21 protein-coding genes and 1 tRNA gene are annotated in these 21,630 nt (G+C 58.8%); 11 read left to right on the forward strand and 11 right to left on the reverse strand.

The annotated features are described in order from the left end of the window. Positions 1-193: 193 nt before the first annotated feature. A tRNA-Ile gene (locus tag HY29_RS12155) sits at positions 194-270 on the reverse strand. Between the two features lie 143 nt (positions 271-413). Here HY29_RS12155 and galE point away from each other — a divergent pair. Further along, on the forward strand, positions 414-1,463 hold the full coding sequence (galE, locus tag HY29_RS12160; RefSeq protein ID WP_034797333.1) for a UDP-glucose 4-epimerase GalE: 1,050 nt from the start codon (positions 414-416) through the stop codon (positions 1,461-1,463). Between the two features lie 66 nt (positions 1,464-1,529). Next, a complete protein-coding gene (locus HY29_RS12165; RefSeq protein WP_051601463.1) occupies positions 1,530-2,327 on the forward strand; it encodes an SIMPL domain-containing protein in 798 nt (265 codons plus the stop codon). Positions 2,328-2,348: 21 nt separating this feature from the next. Here HY29_RS12165 and HY29_RS12170 read toward each other — a convergent pair whose 3' ends face one another. Both HY29_RS12170 and HY29_RS12175 read right to left on the reverse strand, forming a co-directional pair. Beyond that, positions 2,349-3,311 (reverse strand): KpsF/GutQ family sugar-phosphate isomerase, encoded by a 963-nt coding sequence (locus HY29_RS12170; RefSeq protein ID WP_034797336.1) that lies wholly within the window; start codon positions 3,309-3,311, stop codon positions 2,349-2,351. Positions 3,312-3,407: 96 nt separating this feature from the next. Continuing rightward, a complete protein-coding gene (locus tag HY29_RS12175; protein WP_241765199.1) occupies positions 3,408-4,565 on the reverse strand; it encodes a D-alanyl-D-alanine carboxypeptidase family protein in 1,158 nt (385 codons plus the stop codon). Between the two features lie 227 nt (positions 4,566-4,792). Here HY29_RS12175 and HY29_RS12180 point away from each other — a divergent pair, with 227 nt between their 5' ends. From HY29_RS12180 to HY29_RS12200, 5 genes are all read left to right on the forward strand, one after another. Then, the gene (locus tag HY29_RS12180) at positions 4,793-5,224 is read left to right on the forward strand and encodes a phasin family protein (protein WP_034797338.1); all 432 of its coding nucleotides are present in this window, start codon (positions 4,793-4,795) and stop codon (positions 5,222-5,224) included. Positions 5,225-5,385: 161 nt separating this feature from the next. Further along, complete coding sequence (locus tag HY29_RS12185) at positions 5,386-5,787, forward strand: DUF1499 domain-containing protein (RefSeq protein ID WP_051601464.1); 402 nt, start codon at positions 5,386-5,388, stop codon at positions 5,785-5,787. Between the two features lie 70 nt (positions 5,788-5,857). Further along, positions 5,858-6,241, forward strand: coding sequence for an ATP-dependent Clp protease adapter ClpS (gene clpS, locus HY29_RS12190; protein ID WP_034797383.1), 384 nt, complete (start codon positions 5,858-5,860; stop codon positions 6,239-6,241). Positions 6,242-6,268: 27 nt separating this feature from the next. Further along, positions 6,269-8,587, forward strand: coding sequence for an ATP-dependent Clp protease ATP-binding subunit ClpA (gene clpA / locus HY29_RS12195; RefSeq protein WP_034797341.1), 2,319 nt, complete (start codon positions 6,269-6,271; stop codon positions 8,585-8,587). Positions 8,588-8,687: 100 nt separating this feature from the next. After that, on the forward strand, positions 8,688-9,890 hold the full coding sequence (locus HY29_RS12200) for a serine hydrolase domain-containing protein (protein WP_034797344.1): 1,203 nt from the start codon (positions 8,688-8,690) through the stop codon (positions 9,888-9,890). 27 nt (positions 9,891-9,917) lie between these two features. Here the strand turns inward: HY29_RS12200 and HY29_RS12205 are convergent, their stop codons facing one another. The 5 genes from HY29_RS12205 to HY29_RS19210 all read right to left on the reverse strand — a co-directional run bounded on the left by HY29_RS12205 (position 9,918) and on the right by HY29_RS19210 (position 14,424). After that, on the reverse strand, positions 9,918-11,162 hold the full coding sequence (locus HY29_RS12205; RefSeq protein WP_241765200.1) for a mechanosensitive ion channel family protein: 1,245 nt from the start codon (positions 11,160-11,162) through the stop codon (positions 9,918-9,920). A gap of 98 nt (positions 11,163-11,260) precedes the next feature. Further along, positions 11,261-11,815: a pseudouridine synthase gene (locus tag HY29_RS12210; protein WP_034797346.1), complete on the reverse strand. Its 555-nt coding sequence runs from the start codon at positions 11,813-11,815 to the stop codon at positions 11,261-11,263. Positions 11,816-11,826: 11 nt separating this feature from the next. Continuing rightward, positions 11,827-12,675 carry a 3-deoxy-8-phosphooctulonate synthase gene (kdsA, locus tag HY29_RS12215; protein WP_034797349.1) on the reverse strand — a complete coding sequence of 283 codons (849 nt, stop codon included), beginning with the start codon at positions 12,673-12,675 and terminating at the stop codon, positions 11,827-11,829. A 979-nt stretch (positions 12,676-13,654) separates the two neighbouring features. Then, positions 13,655-14,164: a hypothetical protein gene (locus HY29_RS12220; RefSeq protein ID WP_034797351.1), complete on the reverse strand. Its 510-nt coding sequence runs from the start codon at positions 14,162-14,164 to the stop codon at positions 13,655-13,657. 17 nt (positions 14,165-14,181) lie between these two features. Beyond that, positions 14,182-14,424, reverse strand: a complete 243-nt coding sequence (locus HY29_RS19210; protein ID WP_155838310.1) for a hypothetical protein — start codon at positions 14,422-14,424, stop codon at positions 14,182-14,184. A gap of 439 nt (positions 14,425-14,863) precedes the next feature. Between HY29_RS19210 and HY29_RS19885 the strand changes: the two genes are divergently transcribed. From HY29_RS19885 to HY29_RS12230, 3 genes are all read left to right on the forward strand, one after another. Continuing rightward, entirely contained in the window at positions 14,864-15,001 is a 138-nt protein-coding gene (locus tag HY29_RS19885; protein ID WP_422119926.1) for a DUF6471 domain-containing protein, read from the forward strand. Beyond that, on the forward strand, positions 14,959-15,948 hold the full coding sequence (locus HY29_RS12225) for a hypothetical protein (protein WP_034797353.1): 990 nt from the start codon (positions 14,959-14,961) through the stop codon (positions 15,946-15,948). Before HY29_RS19885 ends, HY29_RS12225 begins: the two co-directional genes overlap by 43 nt. A 503-nt stretch (positions 15,949-16,451) precedes the next feature. After that, entirely contained in the window at positions 16,452-17,555 is a 1,104-nt protein-coding gene (locus HY29_RS12230) for a sensor histidine kinase (RefSeq protein ID WP_034797355.1), read from the forward strand. A gap of 80 nt (positions 17,556-17,635) precedes the next feature. Here HY29_RS12230 and HY29_RS12235 read toward each other — a convergent pair whose 3' ends face one another. Beyond that, a complete protein-coding gene (locus tag HY29_RS12235; protein ID WP_034797356.1) occupies positions 17,636-18,283 on the reverse strand; it encodes an RcnB family protein in 648 nt (215 codons plus the stop codon). A 147-nt stretch (positions 18,284-18,430) separates the two neighbouring features. Between HY29_RS12235 and arfB the strand changes: the two genes are divergently transcribed. After that, positions 18,431-18,865 carry an alternative ribosome rescue aminoacyl-tRNA hydrolase ArfB gene (gene arfB, locus HY29_RS12240; RefSeq protein WP_034797358.1) on the forward strand — a complete coding sequence of 145 codons (435 nt, stop codon included), beginning with the start codon at positions 18,431-18,433 and terminating at the stop codon, positions 18,863-18,865. 3 nt (positions 18,866-18,868) lie between these two features. On the opposite strand, the gene HY29_RS12245 is transcribed toward arfB, so the two are convergent. Both HY29_RS12245 and der read right to left on the reverse strand, forming a co-directional pair. Beyond that, on the reverse strand, positions 18,869-19,933 hold the full coding sequence (locus HY29_RS12245; RefSeq protein ID WP_034797360.1) for a methyltransferase domain-containing protein: 1,065 nt from the start codon (positions 19,931-19,933) through the stop codon (positions 18,869-18,871). A 76-nt stretch (positions 19,934-20,009) separates the two neighbouring features. Further along, positions 20,010-21,590 carry a ribosome biogenesis GTPase Der gene (der, locus tag HY29_RS12250; protein ID WP_034797361.1) on the reverse strand — a complete coding sequence of 527 codons (1,581 nt, stop codon included), beginning with the start codon at positions 21,588-21,590 and terminating at the stop codon, positions 20,010-20,012. Positions 21,591-21,630: the final 40 nt, after the last annotated feature.

Consider the following 21,630-nt stretch of genomic DNA (forward strand, 5'->3'; position numbering starts at 1 on the left):
ACGGAGGGTGTCGGACAAGTTTATTTTCGCGCCAGTGTTTGCTGCAGGTTGGGCTGGGAAGCTTGTGGGATAAGCCCTGTGATGTATCATCCTGGCCAAGCGCACCAGCGATGTCCTTGCTGGCGCAGCGGGCATTCATTTCCTCAAATTGATCCTCGATCAATTTGTGCGCAGAGAGCGCACCGGAAATGAATGGTGGGCCCGGCAGGATTTGAACCCGCGACCAAACCGTTATGAGCGGTCCGCTCTAACCAACTGAGCTACAGGCCCCCGCCGCCCGTTTTAGCGAGCTTCTCCGCCTTGGCAATGCGTTGTCTGCGCCCGGGATTTACGAAATATGGTAGGCCTGTTGCATGGTACGTATCCCCGTCTCCCGGGATGGAACACGCCGATGCGATAAAGGGCCAGGATACATGCAGGACAGATCAGCCACCATTCTTGTTCCAGGCGGTGCGGGCTATATCGGCTCACATACATGTGTTGAGTTGATCAATCGCGGTTATCGTCCTGTAATTGTTGATAATTTCTCAAATTCCTGCCGCGCGGCCATAGACCGTATCTGCCAGATCACCGGCGTGAACGATCTGCCTGTGATTGACGCGGACATTCGCGACACCGCGCGCATGGAGGAGATCATGCGCGCGCATGAGTGTGCCGCCGTGATCCATTTTGCCGGCCTGAAGGCCGTTGGCGAGTCCACGCAAAAGCCGCTCGACTATTACAGCGTGAACGTTCAGGGCTCGCTCAGCCTGCTCACCGCCATGCAGGCGGCAGGGGTGAAACATATCGTGTTTTCCTCCTCCGCGACCGTCTACGGCACGCCGGTCTCGCTGCCCTATACAGAGAGCCATCCGCTGGCGCCGACCAACCCCTATGGCATGACGAAATACGCTGTTGAGCTGATGCTGAACGATCTCGTCGCCTCGGGCGCGGACGTGAATGCCGGTATCCTGCGCTACTTCAACCCGATCGGCGCGCACCCGTCCGGCCTGATCGGGGAAGATCCGAACGGCATTCCGAACAATCTGATGCCCTATGTGGCGCAGGTGGCTGTCGGTCGCCGTCCGCATGTCAATGTGTTCGGCAAGGATTATGAGACGCCAGATGGCACAGGCGTGCGCGACTATATTCACGTCATGGATCTGGCCGAGGCGCATATTGCCGGTCTGGAAAAGCTGATGGCCTCACCCGACAGCTTCACGGTCAATCTCGGCTCAGGCAATGGCTATTCCGTGCTGGACGTTGTGGAGGCCTTCAGGAAGGCCAGTGGCCGCGACATTCCGGTGGAGTTTGCGCCGCGCCGTCCGGGCGATCTGCCGGCTTACTGGGCGGACCCGTCCCATGCGCTGGAACTTCTGGGCTGGCAGACACGTTTCACCTTGGACGATATGTGCCGGGACCAATGGGCCTGGCAAAGCCAGAACCCGAACGGATATCCGGACGGGGACACAAAACCGGCCTGATTTGTTCATGAGTGCGTCATCTCACTCCTGCAAGGCTGGATCATCAAGTCAACGCAAGGAGCGAACATGCGTATTGCCCGAAACCTGCTTATATCATCCAGCGCGCTTATCCTGGCCGGCACAATGGCTGCCTGTGCCCAGATGCCCGCAGCCCAGAATGCAAGTGCAGGAACCATGACCAGCAGCTACCATCCCAACTCCATCCAGCCTGAAACCACGCTCGACATCTCCGCCCAGGCCACTGTGAAGAAGGCGCCAGACATCGCCTATATCAATGCAGGCGTTCAGGCAGAGGCCGAAACGGCGCAGCAGGCCATGGCCGATCAGGCGAAAGCCATGAACAGCATGTTCGAGGCGCTTGCCGCCGCGGGCATTCCTGACAAGGACATGCAGACCTCAAACCTCTCCCTCAACCCGGTCTATGACTATGTTGAGGAAACGGACAAGAATGGTCGCCGCAGCGGCAAACAGGTGCTGCGCGGCTACACGGCCTCAAACCAGCTGACGGTGAAAGTCTCTGATCTCGACAATCTTGGCGAGACGCTGGACAGCCTGGTCACGGCCGGTGGCAACACGTTCAACGGCCTGTCCTTTGCCCTGGAAGACCCGAGCGATGCCCAGGACGAAGCCCGCCGCGAGGCGATCAAGGATGCGGTGTCCCGCGCCCAGCTGTATGCGGAAGCCGCCGGCATGCGCGTTGGCCGTATCGTCAGCATTTCGGAGTCTGGTGGCCATGCCCCGCAACCTGTCCAGATGGGCCGCATGGTGATGAACGAAGCCATGGAAGCCAAGGCCACGCCGATCTCCGGCGGTGAAATTGGCTACTCCGCACAGGTCAGTGTGACGTTCGAATTGGTGAAATAAGCCCCCTGAAGCGCGGGCGCCTCAGACGTATCCTTCGGCAAGAAGATCTTTCATGTCGACGATGCCGATGGGGCGCCCGTCTTCCACGACAAACGCATTCGAGATGCGTTTCTCCGTCAGCCGCTTGATGACCACAGACATTCTCTCTTCCGGGGAGATGGTCTGCGGATTGGGGGTCATGATGGAGGTCGCATCGCCGCTCAGCTTGCCTGCCAGCATGGCCCGGCGCAAATCGCCATCGGTGACCATGCCGACCATCTTGCCCGCTTCATCCAGCACGGCAGCGCAGCCCTTGCGGCCTTCCGAAATCGTCAGGATCACCGTGTCGACGGCGGCTGTGTCGCGCACGCTTGGCAGGTCGTCTGCCCGCCCGGCGACATAGTCTCCGGCATTTTGCAGGGACCGGCCCAGCTTGCCGCCAGGGTGCCGGAAGCCAAAGTCTTCCCGTGAAAAGCCGCGCCGCGCCATCAGCACGATGGTCAGCGCATCCCCCAGCGCCAGCGCCATCGTGGTGGATGAGGTCGGCGCCAGGCCATTCGGGCAGGCCTCTGCGACCGTCGGCATTTTCAGCAAGACATCGCAATTGCGGCCCAGCGTGGAGTCCGGCGCGCGGCTCATGCCGATGACGGGGATCTGGTTGCCCCGGCAATAGCGCAGCAGGTCCACCAGTTCCCGGCTCTCTCCGGAATAGGAAATCGCAATCACGACAGAGCCCGGCACAATCATGCCAAGGTCGCCATGGCTGGCTTCGGTTGGGTGCAGGAAGAAGGACGGCGTACCGGTTGAGGCCAGGCTGGCCGCCATTTTCTGGCCGATATGGCCTGACTTGCCAACGCCGGCGACGATGACATGGCGGTCGGTCGCCATGATCAGGTCTGCCGCTTTCTGAATGGTGTCGTCCAGGCCGGATTCCAGTTGTTCCAGCGCATCGCGTTCAATGCGGATCACATTGCGCGCTATATCGAGATCGCTTTCACGGGTCACGTCGAGTCGCTCCTGATGCCTGAAAAGCGTTCTGGGTCAGGGGCGCGGAGCTGGCAAGACCTGAACTCAGGCAGGATATGCTGCAGAGTGCGCTGCTTATTGAGCGAGGCCCATCTGGCGCGCTTCATATTCGGAAACGCTCATGACCTGGGTCTTCGGCTGTTCGGCGACATCGATGGTGGTTTCCATCTTGGTCTGCTCGACGATTTCCGGCTCGGCACGGGCCACGATGGTGGCCTCTTCCTGAGCTGGCGCCTTGTCAGCGGCAGAGGTTTGCGCCGTGACCAGCGTTTCGGCCGGTGCCTCATCATCACTGCCACCTTCGGCAATGATCACGCGCAGCGGCTTGCCGTTCAGCATCGGCTCTGCGGCGCCATTCGGATGGATCGGCAGGGCAACCTTGGCAAAGACCAGATCATTCTGGTTGGCCGGATCGTTCAGCGTTTCAAAGGCGGCTTCGACCAGATCCTCGACATGGGCATTGCGGGATTTGGACGTGTTGCCGCCCAGCATGATGGCGATCACGCGGCGATTGTCGCGCTTGGCGGAGGCCATCAGATTGAAGCCGGATGCGCGGGTATAGCCGGTCTTGATGCCATCCACGCCGTCCACCTTGCCCAGCAGATCATTGTGGTTCTTGTAGTCGCGGCCGTTCCAGTTGAAGCTGCGCTGAGAGAAATAGTGATAATAGTCGGCGTGATTTTCCAGCATCGCTTCGGCCAGGATGGCCAGATCGCGTGCGGTGGTCAGCTGGCGCGTATCGGGCAGGCCGGACGCATTCATGAAGCGCGTATTCTGCATGCCCAAGGATTCGGCTTTCACTGTCATCAGCTGCGCGAAGCGGCTTTCCGTGCCGCCCAGACGCTCGCCCACAACGGCGGCGACATCATTGGCAGACTTGTTGACCAGCGCGCCGATGGCGTCGCGGACCGTGATCGTGGAGCCGGTGCGCAGTTTCAGATTGGAGGGCGGCCGGCTGGCGGCATGGCGTGAGACGGTCAGGGGCTCGTCGAGGGTGACGTCGCCGGCTTTCAGGGCATCGAACAGCATGTAGAGCGTCATCACCTTGGTGAGAGAGGCCGGATAGCGCGGCTCATCCGCATTGCGGGCGTGCAGCACTTCATGCGTATCAGCGTCGATCACGATGGAGGCATACTTTTCCGCGGCCGCAGTCTGGGCAACCAGACCGGACATGAAGAGCATCACCGTTAAAGCCATGGCCTTCAGAACTGGTGAGAATGCTCGCCGCATCATGTTTCCTCCCGAATGGGTTAATCCCGGTCGCCCCGGACTTAACCTAGAATCTGCTAAATCCGTTGACCACACCTTAACGCAGGGCCCAGCCTCACAAATCCGTAATATGCTCGCAAGCCCTTCAGGCGGATTGTGGACAAAATTTATTGTGCAGTGCACAAAAAATCATTGCATCTGCGAACAATTTACGCTAGGTTATGAGCTCGACGCTAGAAGAGGACTATCCCATGGCGACAGCAAAAAAAGCCGCTCCGAAGAAGAAAACGACCACCGCCAAGGCGGAAGCGCGCGTCGCGGATTCAGCGAGCAAAATGATTGATGAAGGTGTTGAGCAAATGACGGATTACGCTGGTAAGTTCGGTGGTTTCGCCGAAGACGGTCTCAAGGCATTTGCCGAACAAGCAGCCAGCTCCACGGAAATCTTCCGTACGCTCGGCGCTCGCAACATGGACTTCTTCGCTCGCACGCTTGAGCAGGGTGTGGAAGCAACGCAATCGCTGACCAGCGCGAAAGACCCGCGCGAAGCGATGGAAATCCAGACAGGTTATGCGAAGACTTTCTTCTCTGCCTACACCTCCGAAATGACCAAGCAGGCCGATATCTGCATGAGCGCATGGCGCAATGCAGCGAAGCCTTTCATGGCCTTCGCGGGTAAATAAGATTTCTCTCAATCCTAGCTGACGGAGCTCCGTTTAGTCTGGTGTAGAGTGACGTAGATTGGTGGAAGCCGGGCCTTATTGGTCCGGTTTCTTCTTTTTTGATTGAGGCTTCCGCTGGATCAGGGGCTGGCAGAGATCGCGAGTCCGTATACATTTACTGTATGAGCGATTTTCTGGACTTCTCCACCGTCAAGCGTCCAAAGACGCCAAACACGTATCTTGTCGCCCCGCCCGGCTATGCTGATCAGGCGTCACCGGATGCCGAAGCGCCTCTTTTCAACTGTACAGCTGAGGAATTGTTTGGCCGCGTGGAAGGCATGGTTTCTGCCCATAAAAGGTGGGAGCTGAAGGCCGCAGATCCTTCCTCCGGACGGCTGTATTTCATCGCGATCTCAAAGATTTTCAAATTCAAGGATGACATCGATATCGCTGTCATGGCGGGGCCTGCGGGCTCTGATAAGTCCAGGATCGCCATCTATTCCCGATCCCGGGTCGGGCACTCCGATCTGGGGGCAAATGAAAAGCGCGTCAGGGAGATCCTCGATACACTTGCCTTGCCTTAAAATCAGGCAGTCTGTGCAAATGGCAGACATCTACTCTTCAAACTCCTGCTGGAACGTATATCTTAAAGACATGAGCGGCACTCTTGATCCTATCTGGTTAAATGACCCGGGCCCGGAAGGCCCACCGGGGGGCGATCAGTCAGGGGATGAAGATGGTTCCAATTTCGGCCTCGCGACGCAGACGAGAACCCGGACGAAGAAGCCGTCGCTCTATCGTGTCCTCCTGCTCAATGATGACTACACTCCGATGGAGTTCGTCGTCTTCATTCTGGAGCGGTTCTTCAACCGGTCCACAGAACAGGCGACACGAATAATGCTACACGTTCACCAAAAGGGCGTGGGGCTGTGCGGGGTTTATACCTACGAAGTGGCCGAAACAAAGGTCGCGCAGGTATTGGACCTTGCCAAACGCCATGAACACCCTCTCCAATGCGTCATGGAGAAAGAAGACTAGAAACACTCATCCCGGAAGGCCAAACCCTTGCCACGCTTGTCCCCCTCCTTAGAGACCGCCCTGGAAAAGGCCCTAACGCTCGCCTCGGAGCGTGATCATGAATACGCAACTCTGGAGCACCTGCTCCTGGCGCTGACGGAAGATGAGCATGCCCGAGAAGTCATGGGCGCTTGCAAAGTGGATATTGAGGCGCTCAGCGCCGATCTCAGCCGCTACATCGACGAAGAACTGTCCAGCCTGATTGTGGATGACGGCGAAGGCCGCGTTCAGCCCACCGCTGCGTTCCAGCGCGTGGTGCAGCGTGCCATTCTGCACGTTGAAAGCTCCGGCCGCGATGAAGTGACCGGCGCGAATGTGCTGGTCTCCATCTTCTCAGAGCGTGAAAGCCACGCTGCCTACTTCCTGCAAGAGCAGGACATGACCCGCTATGACGCGGTGAACTTCATCTCTCATGGCGTGGCCAAGCAGCCGGGCATGTCCCGTCCGTCCAGCCCGCGCGGTGCGGAGCATTCAGAGGAAGAGCCCGTCAAGCAGGGCCACGAGGCGCTCGACGCCTATTGCGTGGACCTCAATGAAAAGGCGCGCTCCGGCAAGATCGATCCGCTGATCGGCCGCGAACTGGAAATCAATCGCTGCATTGAAGTGCTCTGCCGCCGTAACAAGAACAACCCGATCCTCGTCGGCGATCCGGGCGTGGGCAAGACGGCCATTGCCGAAGGCCTCGCCAAGAAGATCGTGGACGGCGACGCGCCGGAAATTCTGGACGAAGCCGTCATCTGGTCGCTCGACATGGGCGCCCTGCTGGCCGGCACGCGTTATCGCGGTGACTTTGAGGAACGCCTCAAATCCGTGATGAAGGAACTGGAACAGCAGGAAAAAGCCATCCTGTTCATTGACGAGATCCATACCATCATCGGCGCGGGCGCTACGTCCGGCGGCGCGATGGATGCGTCGAACCTTCTGAAGCCTGCGCTTCAGAATGGCGGTCTGCGCTGCATGGGCTCGACCACGTTCAAGGAATACAAGCAGCATTTCGAGAAGGACCGTGCCCTGTCCCGCCGGTTCCGCAAGATCGATGTGGTGGAGCCGACCGTTCCGGATACGATCAAGATCCTGACCGGCCTGAAATCCCGTTTCGAGGATTTCCACGGCCTGCGCTACACCAATGACTCGATCAAGGCGGCGGTGGAGCTGTCGGACCGTTACATCACGGACCGCAAGCTGCCGGACAAGGCCATCGACGTGGTTGATGAGGCCGGTGCCGCGCAATGGCTGTTGCCTGCGTCCAAGCGCAAGAAAACCGTGGGCCAGAAGGACATCGAGGCGGTCATCGCCAAGATTGCCCGCATCCCCCCGAAACAGGTGTCTACGGACGATGCCGCTGCGCTGAAGTCTCTGGAGACAGATCTGAAGCGCGTCGTGTTCGGACAAGGCGAGGCCATCGAGGCCCTGTCGGCCTCCATCAAGCTGGCCCGTGCCGGCCTGCGGGAACCGAACAAGCCGATCGGCTCGTACCTGTTCACCGGCCCGACCGGCGTCGGCAAGACCGAAGTCGCCAAACAGCTCGCCTCCATCATGGGCGTCGAGATGCTGCGCTTCGACATGTCGGAATATATGGAGCGTCACACCGTCTCCCGTCTGATCGGCGCGCCTCCGGGCTATGTCGGCTATGATGAGGGCGGCCTGCTGACCGATGGCGTGGACCAGCATCCGCACTGCGTGCTGCTGCTCGACGAGATCGAGAAGGCGCATCCGGACCTGTTCAACATCCTGCTGCAGGTGATGGACAATGGCTCTCTGACCGATGCCAATGGCCGCAAGGTGGACTTCCGGAATGTCATCCTGATCATGACAACCAATGCCGGGGCCGCAGATGCGTCCAAGAACTCCATCGGCTTTGGCCGGGGCAAGAAGGAAGACGAGCAGGAAGAGGCGCTCAAGCGTCTGTTCACGCCGGAATTCCGCAACCGCCTCGACGCCACGATCACCTTCGGTGGCCTGACGCCGGAAATCATCGACCGCGTGGTCGAGAAGTTCATCCTGCAGCTGGAAGTCCAGCTGGAAGATCGCAACGTCTCCATCGAGATCACCAAGGCCGCCCGCGAATGGCTGGCCAAGCGGGGCTTTGACGCAGACATGGGCGCCCGGCCCCTGGCCCGGACGATCCAGGAGCACGTCAAGAAACCGATGGCGGAAGAATTGCTGTTCGGCGAATTGCAGAAGGGCGGTGTTGTCCATATCGATATCGACAAGACCGACGAGGAAAAACTCGCCTTCAAATATGTCGCCGACAAGGGCAAGAAGAAAAAGCCTGCCGCCAAGGGCTCAGCCGAAGAACCGGCCTAGGCCATCGGCAAAACCAGACACGACAAGGGCTGCCCCACGGGCAGCCCTTTCTCATTCTGGCGGCCTCGTTATCCTTCCTGGTATAATGGGAGGAATAAACATGGCTGGAACTGTCAGCGGGGCCTGCGACCCGAAATTCGCGTCTGTCAAAGAAGAATTCGAGAAGAATTTTGCCGAGCGCGGCGAGGTGGGCGCGTCGGTCTGCCTGTCTGTGAATGGCGAAACGCTGGTAGATCTCTGGGGCGGCGTGGCCGATGCGGCAACCGGCGAGGCATGGCGAGAGGATACGATCTCCATCGTCTTCTCCTGCTCCAAGGCCGCGACGGCGCTGTGCGCGCATATCCTGATTGACCGGGGGGAGCTGAATCCGGAGGCGCTCGTCGCCGAATACTGGCCGGAATTTGCCAAGAACGGCAAAGAGAAAACCACCGTTCGGATGATGCTTAACCATGAAAGCGCGCTGCCGACCCTGCGCGATCCGGTTCGCACCGGCGGGTTTACCGACTGGGACTATATGATCCAGCGCCTGGAGGATGAGGAAGCCTTCTGGGAGCCGGGCACCCGCAATGGCTATCACATGATCAATTTCGGCTGGACGGTGGGCGAGCTGGTCCGCCGCGTCTCCGGCAAGTCGCTCGGCACATTTTTCCGCGAGGAAGTGGCAGAGAAAACCGGCGCGCGCTTCTGGCTGGGCCTGCCGGAAAGCGAGGATGTGCATATTGCGCCCATCCTGCCCTATGCGCCCAAGCCCGATGACCAGCCGACCGAATTCACGATCAAGCTGATGACCGATCCGGACTCGATCCAGCACAAGAGCTTCATGAACAATGGCGGGTGGGATTTCAACGACCGCACCTCCCAGGCGGCGGAGATTGGCGGCGGCGGGGGCCTGTCCAATGCGCGCGGTCAGGTGGCGATGTACACGCCGCTGGCCATCAATGACGGCACGCTGGTCTCGTCAGACCGCTTGCAGGCGATGAGCATGGTGACGACGGCCACACAGCGCGACGCGACGCTGCTGATCCCGACCCGGTTCGGGCCGGGCTTCATGAAGTCCATGGACAATCGCGCGCTGAATCTGGGGCCGGGCACCAGCGTCATCATGGGGGACCGGGCGTTCGGCCATGTCGGCGCGGGCGGCTCGATCGGGTTTGCCGATCCGGAAGCGGGCCTCGCCTTCAGCTATACGATGAACCAGATGGGCAATGGCATTCTGGTGAATGACCGGGCCCAGAGCCTGATCGATGCGGCATACAAATCGCTCGGCTATCGCACCAATGCGCCGGGTGTCTGGGTGAAGTAAGGCAGCGTGCAGGCGGCGGGCTGACACTCAGCCGTCGTCGTCTGCCTCGCCCATGCCGCGCCGTTGGGCGGATGCGGCAATCGCCTTCTGTGCGGTCTCGACATGGTCGCTGCGGGCAGGCGGCGCCATGATTTCCGGCGGGTCCATCTCCTGCATGTAGATGGTCCGGCTGGGGAAGGCGAAGCTGGTGCCGGCCCTGGCGATGATGTCCATCACGGCGACGGCGAACTCTTCCTTGATGGCCAGCCACTCGCCCCAATCCTTGGTGTTGGTGAAGGTGTAGATCAGGAAATCGATGGAGCTGGCATTGAAGCTGTCCACGCGCACGAACAGGGCGGCGGCGGGCGGCTTGGCAAAGCGGTCGTCATGCCACAGCCAGGCCTCGATCTCGTCGCGGATATATTTCAGCTGGTCCACTGTGGTGCGGTATTCCACGCCCACGACCCATTTGATGCGGCGGTGCGTCATGCGGGAGAAATTCGTCACGGCGGCATCTGACAGCGCGCTGTTGGGCACATAGACCGGGCTCTTGTCGAAGCGGCGGATCAGGGTGGAGCGGAAATTGATCTTCTCCACCGTACCCTCGACCACGCCGTCCACCTTGATCCATTCGCCCGGCACAAAGCGCTTCTCTGTAATGATCAGGATGCCGGAGATAAGGTTCTTGAACAAATCCTGCGCGCCAAGGCCGACCGCGATGCCCAGTACGCCGAGACCGGCCAGCAGCGGCGCAATCTGGATGCCCCACTGCTCTGCTACCGCGCCAATGCCCAGCACGACCAGGATCACCTGCAGCGCCTTGATCATCCAGTCCACGGCCGCAGACGACAGCGCATTGCGCAAATTCACGAACAGGAACTCAAACGCGTTCACCGCGCGCGACAGGGTCCAGAACACAGCCAGCGTGATCACCGAACGCAAGATGCGGTTGGCATAGATCTCCGCCTGCCCGGAAATGTTCGTCACCTGCAGCGCAATGTAGATGCCGATGATCACGGGCACGATCTTCAGCGGCGTCGCGATGGATTTGACCAGCGCGTCATCGGCATGCGTCTTCGTACCGGCGGCAACGCGCATGACAGAGGCGACCACCAGCCGCGCGAACAGGCCGCGCACACCGATGGCCACGACCAGGATGAAGACAGAAATAACGATCTCGCCAAAGGTCAGCCCATAGGCGCCCTCATTCCAGACAGAGGCGATATAGATCGCGGCGTTCTTCACCGATTGCGGGGCGTTCTGGTCGAGCCAGGTTTCAAGGGAGGAAGGCATCAGACAGCTCTCCATGTCTGGCCCATGAGGCGGGCGTGGCAGGGGCGATGGAGTGCTGCTTGCTAATCTGTGTTACGCGGCCTGTGAAGGCTTTGGCATCAGGCCTTTATGTCGCGCCACTCTCCGGTGCCAAGCTCGCCGAGTGTCCAGTCGCCGACACGGGCGCGGATCAGGCGCAGGGTCGGATGGCCAACTGCAGCCGTCATGCGGCGCACCTGGCGGTTGCGGCCCTCGGTGATGGTCAGCTCGATCCAGCTGTCCGGCACGGATTTGCGGAACCGGATCGGCGGCGTGCGCGGCCACAGATTGGCGGGCTCAGCAATCGGGCGCACCTCTGCCGGGGCTGTGCGGCCATCCTTCAAATCCACGCCGGTCTGCAGGGCGGTGAGGGCGGCTTCGTCCGGAATGCCCTCAACTTGCGCCCAATAGGTCTTGGTCAGCTTGTGCTTCGGATCGGAAATCCGGGCTTGCAGCTTTCCATCATCGGTCAGGACCAGAAGGCCCTCACTATCACGGTCCAGCCGACCGGCCGGATAGACGTGCGGCACGTCCATATAGTCAGACAGGGTTTCACGCGTGCTCGCCAGGCTGCCCTTGTCGGTGAACTGGGACAGCACGTTGAACGGCTTGTTGAACAGGATGAGGCGCGCCATCAGCCCGCCGATCAGGCGTTTACAACCGCGTGCAGGGATTTCAGCGTCGTCAGCAATCCCTCCGCGGAAGAGATCGGCAGACAGCTCGGCCCGTCACACAGGGCCTTGTCCGGATCGGTATGGAATTCGAGGAACACGCCATCGGCGCCAGCGGCAATCGCAGACTTGGCAATGATCGCGACGCCGTCGCGGCGGCCCCCGGTGGAGGCGCCTGCGGTGCGGGGGTCTGCGCCCGGCAGCTGAACGGCATGGGTCGCATCAATCGTCACCGGGCAGCCGAGCTTTTGCATTTCCGGAATGCCCAGCATGTCGACGACCAGATTGTTGTAGCCGAAGCTTGAGCCGCGCTCGCACAGGATGACGCCAACTTCTGCGGCCTCGCCAATCTTGGAGACGATGTTTTTCGTGTCCCATGGCGCAATGAACTGCGCCTTCTTCACCTGGATGATGCCGCCTGCCGCCGCGGTCGCCTTGGCAGTGGCAACAACCAGATCGGTCTGGCGGCACAGGAAGGCCGGGATCTGGACGATGTCCGCCACATCGGCGACGGCTTCGGCCTGGCCTGCCTCGTGAAGGTCTGTACAGATCGGCACGCCCAGCTTTGCCTTGACGGAGGCGAGCACTTTCAGCCCGTCTTCCAGGCCCGGCCCGCGATAGGATTTGATCGAGGAGCGGTTCGCCTTGTCAAAGCTCGCCTTGAAGACATAGGGCAGGCCCAGCGCCTCGCAGATGCGCTTCAGCTCTGTGCCCACTTCCATGGCCAGGCCTTCATCCTCCAGCACGTTGAGGCCCGCAATCACGGAGAGCGGTTTACCGGTTCCGATGGTCCAGCCGGATTTTCCGTGAGTCAGAACGGACATGTCACTCTCCTTCAAGGGCATATGTGGCGTGATGTGTGTGGCCGCCTGAATAGCCTTGTTTCAGATCAGGTGAAACCCGTATCGCTCAGGGCCGGGGAGGGCGGTATAAGACATACAGCCCGGAATCAAAGAAGCCGCCCGACATGGGCGGCTTCCGTGAGCCCCTGGGACTCAAAAGGTTCGGCAGCGTTTCAGCTTGCCTTCAAATATCTCTAGACGCTGACAGGAGGCTGCTCCGGCCAGACACCATAGGATATAAACCTTTTGATCCCATATGGTTTCTCACTCGACATTAGATCACCTCCTTTCAAAAAAGTCATTGATTACAATATATTATCGGCGCATCCTGTGATGGTTACTTACAAAAATTGTAAGCCTTGATTTAATTCCCCAATGTCATCAATGACTTAGGTAAAGACCTTTCTGGGAAACCACTGGGAAACGAAATCCGCCGATAACAACTAAATTTAGGCACGATTTGTACCTTAGTTCAAACCATATGTGCGTGAAGTAAATAAGCCATTGTTGAGAATTGAATGGCTTAGATTAAGCGTGAAATGTCCGCTTCGGTTAGTCTGACCAATTATATAGATGGTAGATAAATAAATCATCTAAAGGTAGCGGAGACGCGCCGGCAAATGAAACCCTTAGGCTACCTTGCGGGTGTGGGGTTGTTGTTGATCCTGCAGTTCTGGAGGATCAGTTTCATCGGTGGCTTCATAGGAAGCCTCTTCTTCAGAAGATAGTCAGGCTCTTTGGCCAAGGTGCGCTTAACTTCATGAGCTGAGGCACGCTGACGGGCCTATGACCAGCAGGGACATTGCGTGGAATATCGTAGAGCTACGCGGCGATGATCCTATGGCAGGAAGTACCTGTCGGATATGACGCGGCGGATTGGTAACTGCCTCAGGGAAGAAAGAGCTGCCGGGTGGGTTGTCACTCGGCAGTACTCAGGAAAGGTTTTGGTTTGGGAGGTGGGCTAAACTCGCTTTGCCGTTCCAACAAACACAAACACTCTCTCCTCCATCATTCTGGCCGCAGCCTTCATGCTGCCAGTGATGACCGCATAGAGTAGCGCCATCGGCAAGGCTTGGATGAACAAGGCGATCGCCGCGATTGGGTTTGATCCCAAAACGCACCACATACCTCGGTCCATAAACGTCTTACCCTCATGCATGTTTGAAAGACGGCGATATGCTGAATCTTTATCATGCAGGTCAGCGCCAATTAATTCAGCAATAAAGAAATAGAGCAAGACCGGCGTCGCAACAAATGCCATCACAAGGCCAGTGTGCCATTTGAAGGCGTCATCAAGCATTCGATTAATGAGTTTGGCTTGCTCGTCATCTATTGCCGGGTTCTCCAGAAGATCGCGGCCCATTTCCGCAAAGCTAAGTCGCGCTGGCTGCTGGATTTTGGTTGCAAGAATTTTGGCGACCGGAACGATCACCAATGCGCCCAAGATTAGATACCCGTATGTGTCTGTCATACTCTTTCGCTATTTCGCTATTTGCGACGACCTTTTCGTGGTCTGCGACGCTTGTCAAACTCCAACTTAGCCACTTTGTCCACAGAGTCATAATGTATATACGAAAACACCAAAAATAAGACACTCGCTGATAAACCAATTATCGGGTTGGCAATTAAGAAAGAATTGACGACTTCCCACTGACCACAAACAGTTAATAGGGTGATGGTTCCACCAAACCATGCAAAATAGCTAAAAAAGACCTTTTCGAGAGTTCCCATTCGACGCGCCGCCCCGTTATTAATCTTTTTCCGGCGCGTCTTGACTGCCTCCCCCAAAACGGCACATAAAAAAACCGTCTAGGCACCCCGCCAGCACCGGCGGACAATATTTTAGGCTGGCTTGTGGCAAGCCAACCTTTTTAGGGTTCCAGTGTTCGGCTGATTCTACAAGCCAAAAGTTGAGTCTTTTCATTGCGCTGCAGCATGGGCCTGATGCTTATCTTTGCCAGTACCCAGCAAACATCCGGCTGACAGGCGCGGCCATCGCATTCCCCAGAACTCGCATCTTAGATCGCCACTGCTTTCCCGGCGCTGATCTTCCAGCGATGTGGCGTCCGTAGCGTACTAGTGCAGGTATTTCGGAGAAACGAAGTGATGCTGGCCGCAGACCTTTTAAAAGCCCAACTTAAACTCAAGGGAATCACGTAAAGTCAGCTAGTTGAAACGCTGGGGGGCTATAGGTGTTGAGGACAACGAAGCGAATATCCGCAACAAGCACAGCAGGGGGAAGTTCATTGCGGCTTTTATGTCGCTATGTCTAAAGGCGATTGGCTCTCAAAGGCTCTACGTTATCTAGCTGTGTGGGTGGCTGGGCTGTCCATTCCGGTTCTTCTTATTCTTTTTGTATTTGTGTGGGCGTTCCAGCCTAGCGCGCCAAGTGTTCTAGAAATACCTCATAGTCAGGAAGAACAGCAATGTACCCAATATCGAACCACAGCCAGCGAGGATTCGCAGGCTGAGCCTGGTGCGGTCAACGAGGTGTATCAATGGCGATGCGAACCAGAGCTTGGTCCCAACTTCAAAAGAAACAATTCCAAGGATAAGGCGAGAACTGCGACTGATGCAGACCTGCTTGCTCAGGAACGTGTAGCATATTGGACTGCGTGGATTGGTGGCTTTACGGCCTTTGGTTTGGTTGCCCTTGTGCTGACGTTCATCGAAACCCGCAGAATGACGGAGGCCACCAAAGAGGTTGCACTTCTTGAAAATCGGGCTTGGCTCAAGCTCAAATTGGAGCGCAACGCTACCTTATCTAGCTTTGGAAGAAATGGCGCGATGTTTGGCGCAAACGTCAAAGTTAAAAATGTTGGGTCGGGGGTCGCGACCAATATCACGCTTTTCACGAAGTTTTTAGCGATTCCGGGAACAGATGACCTAGGCAACAGCCATCCAGATTTTGATGCGGCTCCAAAGACCAACGTCGCAGACTCTTTCGTCCTTTTTCCCGGCGATAAAGTAACCAAGACTGTGGGCGGCTGGAGCCATGAATGCGATCCGCAAAGCGGGCCTCACGCGTACTATGTTCTGATAGTCGCTGAGTACAATCTGTCGTTCGATAAACCCGGAACGCCACCGCGTACGACTGATGTCGCCATCCATTTGGTAACTGGAATGGGTTGGAGCTATTTTGACCCTGAGCATTTCGTCGAACCGGAACCCGATCCTACGACCCCAAGCAGCGATGGCATTGAATCCCAAGTTTTGTGGCGGCCCTATAGGCAGCGACGCCGGATAATTACTTAACAAGAATGGGACCATCGCACACCTAATCACGGGAGCCTCCGTGACTTGGTGCGGTTATCCCGAAAATCGACCTTAAATCTGTCGGAAATCACTGGGAAACCAGTGGGAAACGAAAAATATGCAGAAATACTAGGCGAATTTCATTTTATTTTTCGCAATAAATTCAATGAGTTGTGTGGGGTGTCTCAGAGGGGGTATTTTCATCATAGTCACTCGACATGAATCACCTCCTTTCAAGCGTGCAGCAGGCACGGACTTTGTCCAGAACCATCCCGGACGAATCAAAGCTAAGCATGATTTGCGCCAGAACAAAGTTAACATCGGGGCGTTTCAGGCCACATTTTTGGGAGCGCTTTAAAATTGCCCGAAATTTCAGGGCAGAGCGCCAGGGTGTGCAAAAATGTTCGAAATCGATGAAATTTGATCGAACCGCTTAATTTGCGACGTACCTTAAGACGGTATTTCTGTGCGCCTGAGCATATTGAAAACAGGGTCTGCACGCCATGCAATCGCTTAACGTCAATGTCTCCGCAGAGCACGCACAGGACCAACTCGCGGTGGATATATTGCAGGATCTCTCCTCGTCCGCCTTCATTTCCATCCTCAATGCCAGTGCGGATTGTATTAAGATCATCGGCACGGACGGCGCGCTCGAATTCATGAATGTGAACGGGCAGTGCGCCATGGAGATTGATGATTTCTCGTCAGTCGAGAACCAGGCATGGTGTACGCTGTGGCCACGCGAAAGCCAGGCGCTTATCGACCATGCTGTCCAGCGCGCCAATCTGGGCGAGATCAGCCGGATCGAGGCCTACTGCCCGACGGCCAAGGGCCAGCCGCGCTGGTGGGAAGTCACCGTTTCTCCGATCATGGATTCGCTTGGCCGTGTTTCCCGTATTCTGTCTGTCTCACGGGACATTACAGACCAGTACAAGCGACAGGAGCGCCTGCGCGAGAACGAGGCCATGCTGCAAGATCTGTCTAACTCCCAGGCGGCCATGCTGGAGACAATGTCCACAGCCGCTTCTGTGGCGGAGCGTCAACCGGATCGCCGCCTGAACAACAGCTTCTCCATGATTGCCGGCCTGCTGGGCGTGCAGTCCGGAAAGGCACAATCGGATGAAACCCGCGCCGCGCTGCATGTCGCGTCCACACGGGTGGATGCCATCGCCAAAGTGCATGAACAGCTCGCCTTGCTGGAGACAGCCAACGAGGTCAATCTGGCGGAATATCTGCCCGGCCTGCTCGGCCAGCTGCGTGAAGTGTTCTCCGCCCGCACAGTTCAGCTATCGGCCAATGTCGTGCCGAAGACCGTGACGCATGAAACGGCGGTCTCCCTGGGCATGATCATTACCGAATTGTTTGCCAACATCGCCTCGCGCAGCCTTAACCAGGACAGCAAGATTGACCTGTCTTTCGAGGCAGCGGAAGAGGGCGGCGTACTCACACTCCTGGATAATGGCGCCAGCGCGGCCAGCCAGCCTGCGGCCAGGGATGCCAGCCAGGTCAGCGGCGCGATGATCTCAACCCATGTGAAGCAACTGGGCGCGACCTTCCTTCAGGAACCGTGTCAGCCAAAGGGAATGCGCACGCAGATCAGATTCTAGGGTTTCTCCTCCGACCCAACCGAAAAAGGCCCGGACATGCGTGTCCGGGCCTTTTCACATTCGGAGATGTTCACAAGGTCTTAGTCGTAGGCCAGGGCGCCGATGACCAGGCCGATGATCGCGCCGGTCGCAGCAGAGGCCAGGATCGCGTCCCCGCTGTCATAGTCGCGGGCCCAGTAATAGCCTGGCGGCGGCGCATAGAGGCCATAGCTGCCATAGTCATTGATATAGATGGTCTGGCGGTGCGGACGGTACCAGCCGCCCACGGCATACCGCGGATGATAGCCCCGGCGGTAATACGGGCCATAGGCACGGCCATAGCGCACATAATTGTGGCGCGGCGGCGCATAATGGCGACGGGGCGAATTATAGTAGTGGTGCACCACACGCGGCGGACGGCGATAATCGCGATGCTTGTAATGATGGTTGCTGCGGCGATAGTCATGTCCCCGGCGGGACTCATGATGGCGGCTGCGCTTCCAGTCGCGGCGATGCCCGTCACTGCGATGTCGGTCACCCCGATGCCGGTCGCCGCGGTTCCAGTCTCCCCGGCGTCCGTCATGGCCGCGGCTCCGGTGGCCGTCTCCGCCATGGCGGCCGTCATAGTGGCGGTCTCCGCGGTGATGGTCGCCGCGTCTGCCCTGGTCTGCAGAGGCGATGGGGGCGGCGATCAGGCCAAATGTGGCCGTAGCGGCCAGCAAGGCCGAAAGGGTCTTGTAGAGTTTCATGGCGGGCACTGCCTCCAAATCTGGCCCCGCTTTGCGACCTGTCAGGTGTTCACCGGGGATGCCTTTTCCCGCTATGAAGCGGGCCTATGTGTGAAACCTAGTCAGGCGGGGCTGAACTCTGGCTGAACGGCGTGTTAAGGAAAGTCCATGGCCGAATTTGGGGATCTGCGTATCAATGACGAGCTGACGCTGCCGGCCTGGGAGCTGTCGGAGAGCTTTGTGCGCGCCTCAGGGCCGGGCGGGCAGAATGTGAACAAGGTGTCCACCGCCGTGCAGCTGACCTGGCATGTTGAGGCGTCCTCCCTGCCACCAGAGGTGAAGTCGCGCTTTGCCAGACAGTTCGCCAGCCGCATCACCAAGGATGGGCGCCTGATCGTGGAGGCCGCAGAGCATCGCAGCCAGGTGCTGAACCGGGAAGCGGCCCGCAAGCGCTTGGCCCAGATGATCGACAAGGCCTCTCGCAAGCCAAAGCGCCGTATCCGGACCAAGCCGACCTATGGCAGCGTGAAGCGCCGCCTGAAAGCGAAGAAACAACGCGGGGAAGTCAAGGCCTTGCGCGGCAATGTTGATCCGACAGAATAAGGCCTAGCAGCAGCCACCTACCGGGGCAGGGGCACTGTCTGCCATTGTCTCTGCAAAGACATCCGGCGCGGCGCAGCCGGGGAACAGGCCATAATGCGTCTGGCCTTCACCCACGACCTCAAAATAGGGCGCAAAGCGCGTGTCCATCAGCATCGCCCGCGTATTGCCGCAGACCGGGAAGACGCGGCCCGCTTCGATCTCATGCTCTGCATCCAGAACAAACACGCGCTCCATGCCTTCAACGCCGCCCTTGTAGATGACGGCCTGGCCGTAATCCTCACACGCGGCATCGAGGCCTTCCAGCTTCATCAGGCGCGCCGTGACAGACGCAAAGCGGATCGGCTCCACCTTGGCTTTCAGCTTCGGATCGATGATGGCGAGGCGGCGGTGGCTGACGACGCGCGGGTCGGTAAAGCCGGACGCTTTCGCGATGCTCTGATAGTCGCCCCAATAGAGCGCGCCGGACAGGCATTCTCCGTACAGGACCGGATCATGCACCAGCGCCTCTGGCACGCGGCGGTCTGCATAGACATCCGAGAAGTACAGCTCCCCGCCCGGCTTCAACAGGCGGTGGGCCTGTCGGAACACTTCTGGCTTGTCTGTGCAGAGATTGATCACGCAATTGGAGATGATGAGGTCAAAGCTGCCAGCGGCGAGATCCAGATCGCCCAGCTTTTCCAGTTCGCCTTTCACAAAGCGCGTATTCGGCGCGTCATAGCCGAATTGCTCGGCATGCCAGGCCTCATGGGCGCGGGCAACATCCAGCTGTTCGTCCGTCATGTCGACGCCGGTGACATGGCCTTTGGGGCCGACCAGCTTTGCCAGCGCGAACACATCGCGGCCTGCGCCGCAGCCAAGGTCCAGAACTTTCAGGCCGTCCAGCGCCGCGGGGATGGCGAGGCCGCAGCCATAATATTTCGCGGCGACCTCATCATGAACGGCGGCCAGGGCGGCGGAGACATGCGGCGGCGGGGCGCCTTCGGTTGTGCAGGCATCGGTGCGCAGATCCGAGCTGCCTTTCAGCGTTTCGCCATAATAGGCTTTCACGACATCCTGGATCTGGTTCATGTCGGCTCTCCGATTTGATTCACTGAAGCGACCCTAGGCGGCTGGCGCAGGGCTTTCCAGTCACGGATTCGTGTGATCAGTATTTCTTCTGTTTGGTCTTGCCGGCGGCGCGGTTGGCGGCCTTGTTCGCGCCCTTGCCATAGGTTTTCGCAGGCGGCTTGCGCGCGCCTTCGGCCTTGTTGGCATAGGGGTTCTTGCCCTGGCGTACGAACAGGCGGATCGGCACGCCGTGCATGTCGAAAGCCTCGCGCAGCTCGTTGACGAGATAGCGCTTGTAGGTTTCCGGCATCTGGTCCCCACGGGAGGCGATCAGCACGAAGGTCGGCGGGCGGGCTTTCATCTGCGCCATGTAGCGCGGCTTGATGCGCTTGCCCTGCACACTTGGTGGGGGGTGGCGCTCAATCGTGTGGCGCAGCCAGCGGTTCAAATCGCCGGTCTTTACGCGCGCGGTCCAGTCTTCATAGACCTTTGCCACGGCGGGCATCAGGCGGTCTGTATGCCGACCGGTCAGGCCGGACAGGAACACGACCGGCGCGCCCCCGGCATTCGGCATCAGGCGGTTCGACAGATCGCGGATATGGCGCGCGGCCTCGTCCGGTTTCTTCACCGTGTCCCATTTGGAAATCACCAGCACCACACCGCGCCCTTCGCGCAGGGCGAGTTCGGCGATCTGCAGATCCTGTTTCTCCATCGCCTCATGCGCATCCATGACCAGGGCGATGATGTCGGCATATTTCAGGGACCGGATCGTCTCTCCGGTGGACATGCGTTCCAGCCGTTCCTGCACCTTGCTCTTGCGGCGCAGGCCAGCGGTATCGACCAGGCGGATGCGGCGGCCTTCCCATTCCCAGTCAATGGAAATGGAGTCGCGCGTGATGCCGGCTTCCGGGCCGGTCAGCAGGCGGTCTGATTGCAGCAGCTGGTTGATCAGTGTGGACTTGCCGGCATTCGGGCGGCCGACAATGGCCAGCTTGATCGGCTTGTCATCGCGGGGCGGCTCCGGCGCGATGTCCACATCGGCGGCCTCAATGGCCGCGACCAGATCGTCATCGGAGACGCTGAGATCATCAATGTCGATATGTGCCAGCTTTTCCAGAATGTCTTCTGCAGCGCGGGGGTCATAGTCCTGCTCGGCTTCCTGCATGGCCAGCTCGAAGGCTTCCTCGCCCAGCACCCTGCGGATGGCCTCGAACAGATCGGCCATGCCCTCGCCATGCTCGGCGCTGAGCCCGACCGGGTCGCCCAGCCCCAGATTCCAGGCTTCCATAAGGCCGGTATCGCCCTGGCGGCCTTCAGCCTTGTTGGCGGCCAGCACGATGGGAATGCCGGACTTGCGCAGCAGGGCGGCAAAGTTCTCGTCTTCCGGGGTGACGCCAACGCGCGCATCAATCAGGAAGAGGGCGAGTTCGGCCTCGGCAATGGCGGCCTCGGTCTGCTGGCGCATCCGCGATTCCAGGCTGTCATCATAGGCCGTCTCATAGCCGGCCGTATCGATCAGGATCAGCGGCATTGAGGCGAGATTGCCCTCGGCCTGTTTGCGGTCACGCGTGACGCCCGGCTGGTCATCGACCAGCGCGATCTTCTTGCCGACCAGCCTGTTGAACAGGGTCGACTTGCCGACATTTGGGCGCCCGACAATGGCAAGTTTCAATGGCATGGCTGAGCCCGCTCCAATGCGTTATCGCGAGAGCGCGCCA

This window comes from Hyphomonas beringensis (assembly GCF_000682755.1).
Taxonomy (GTDB): Bacteria; Pseudomonadota; Alphaproteobacteria; order Caulobacterales; family Hyphomonadaceae; genus Hyphomonas; species Hyphomonas beringensis.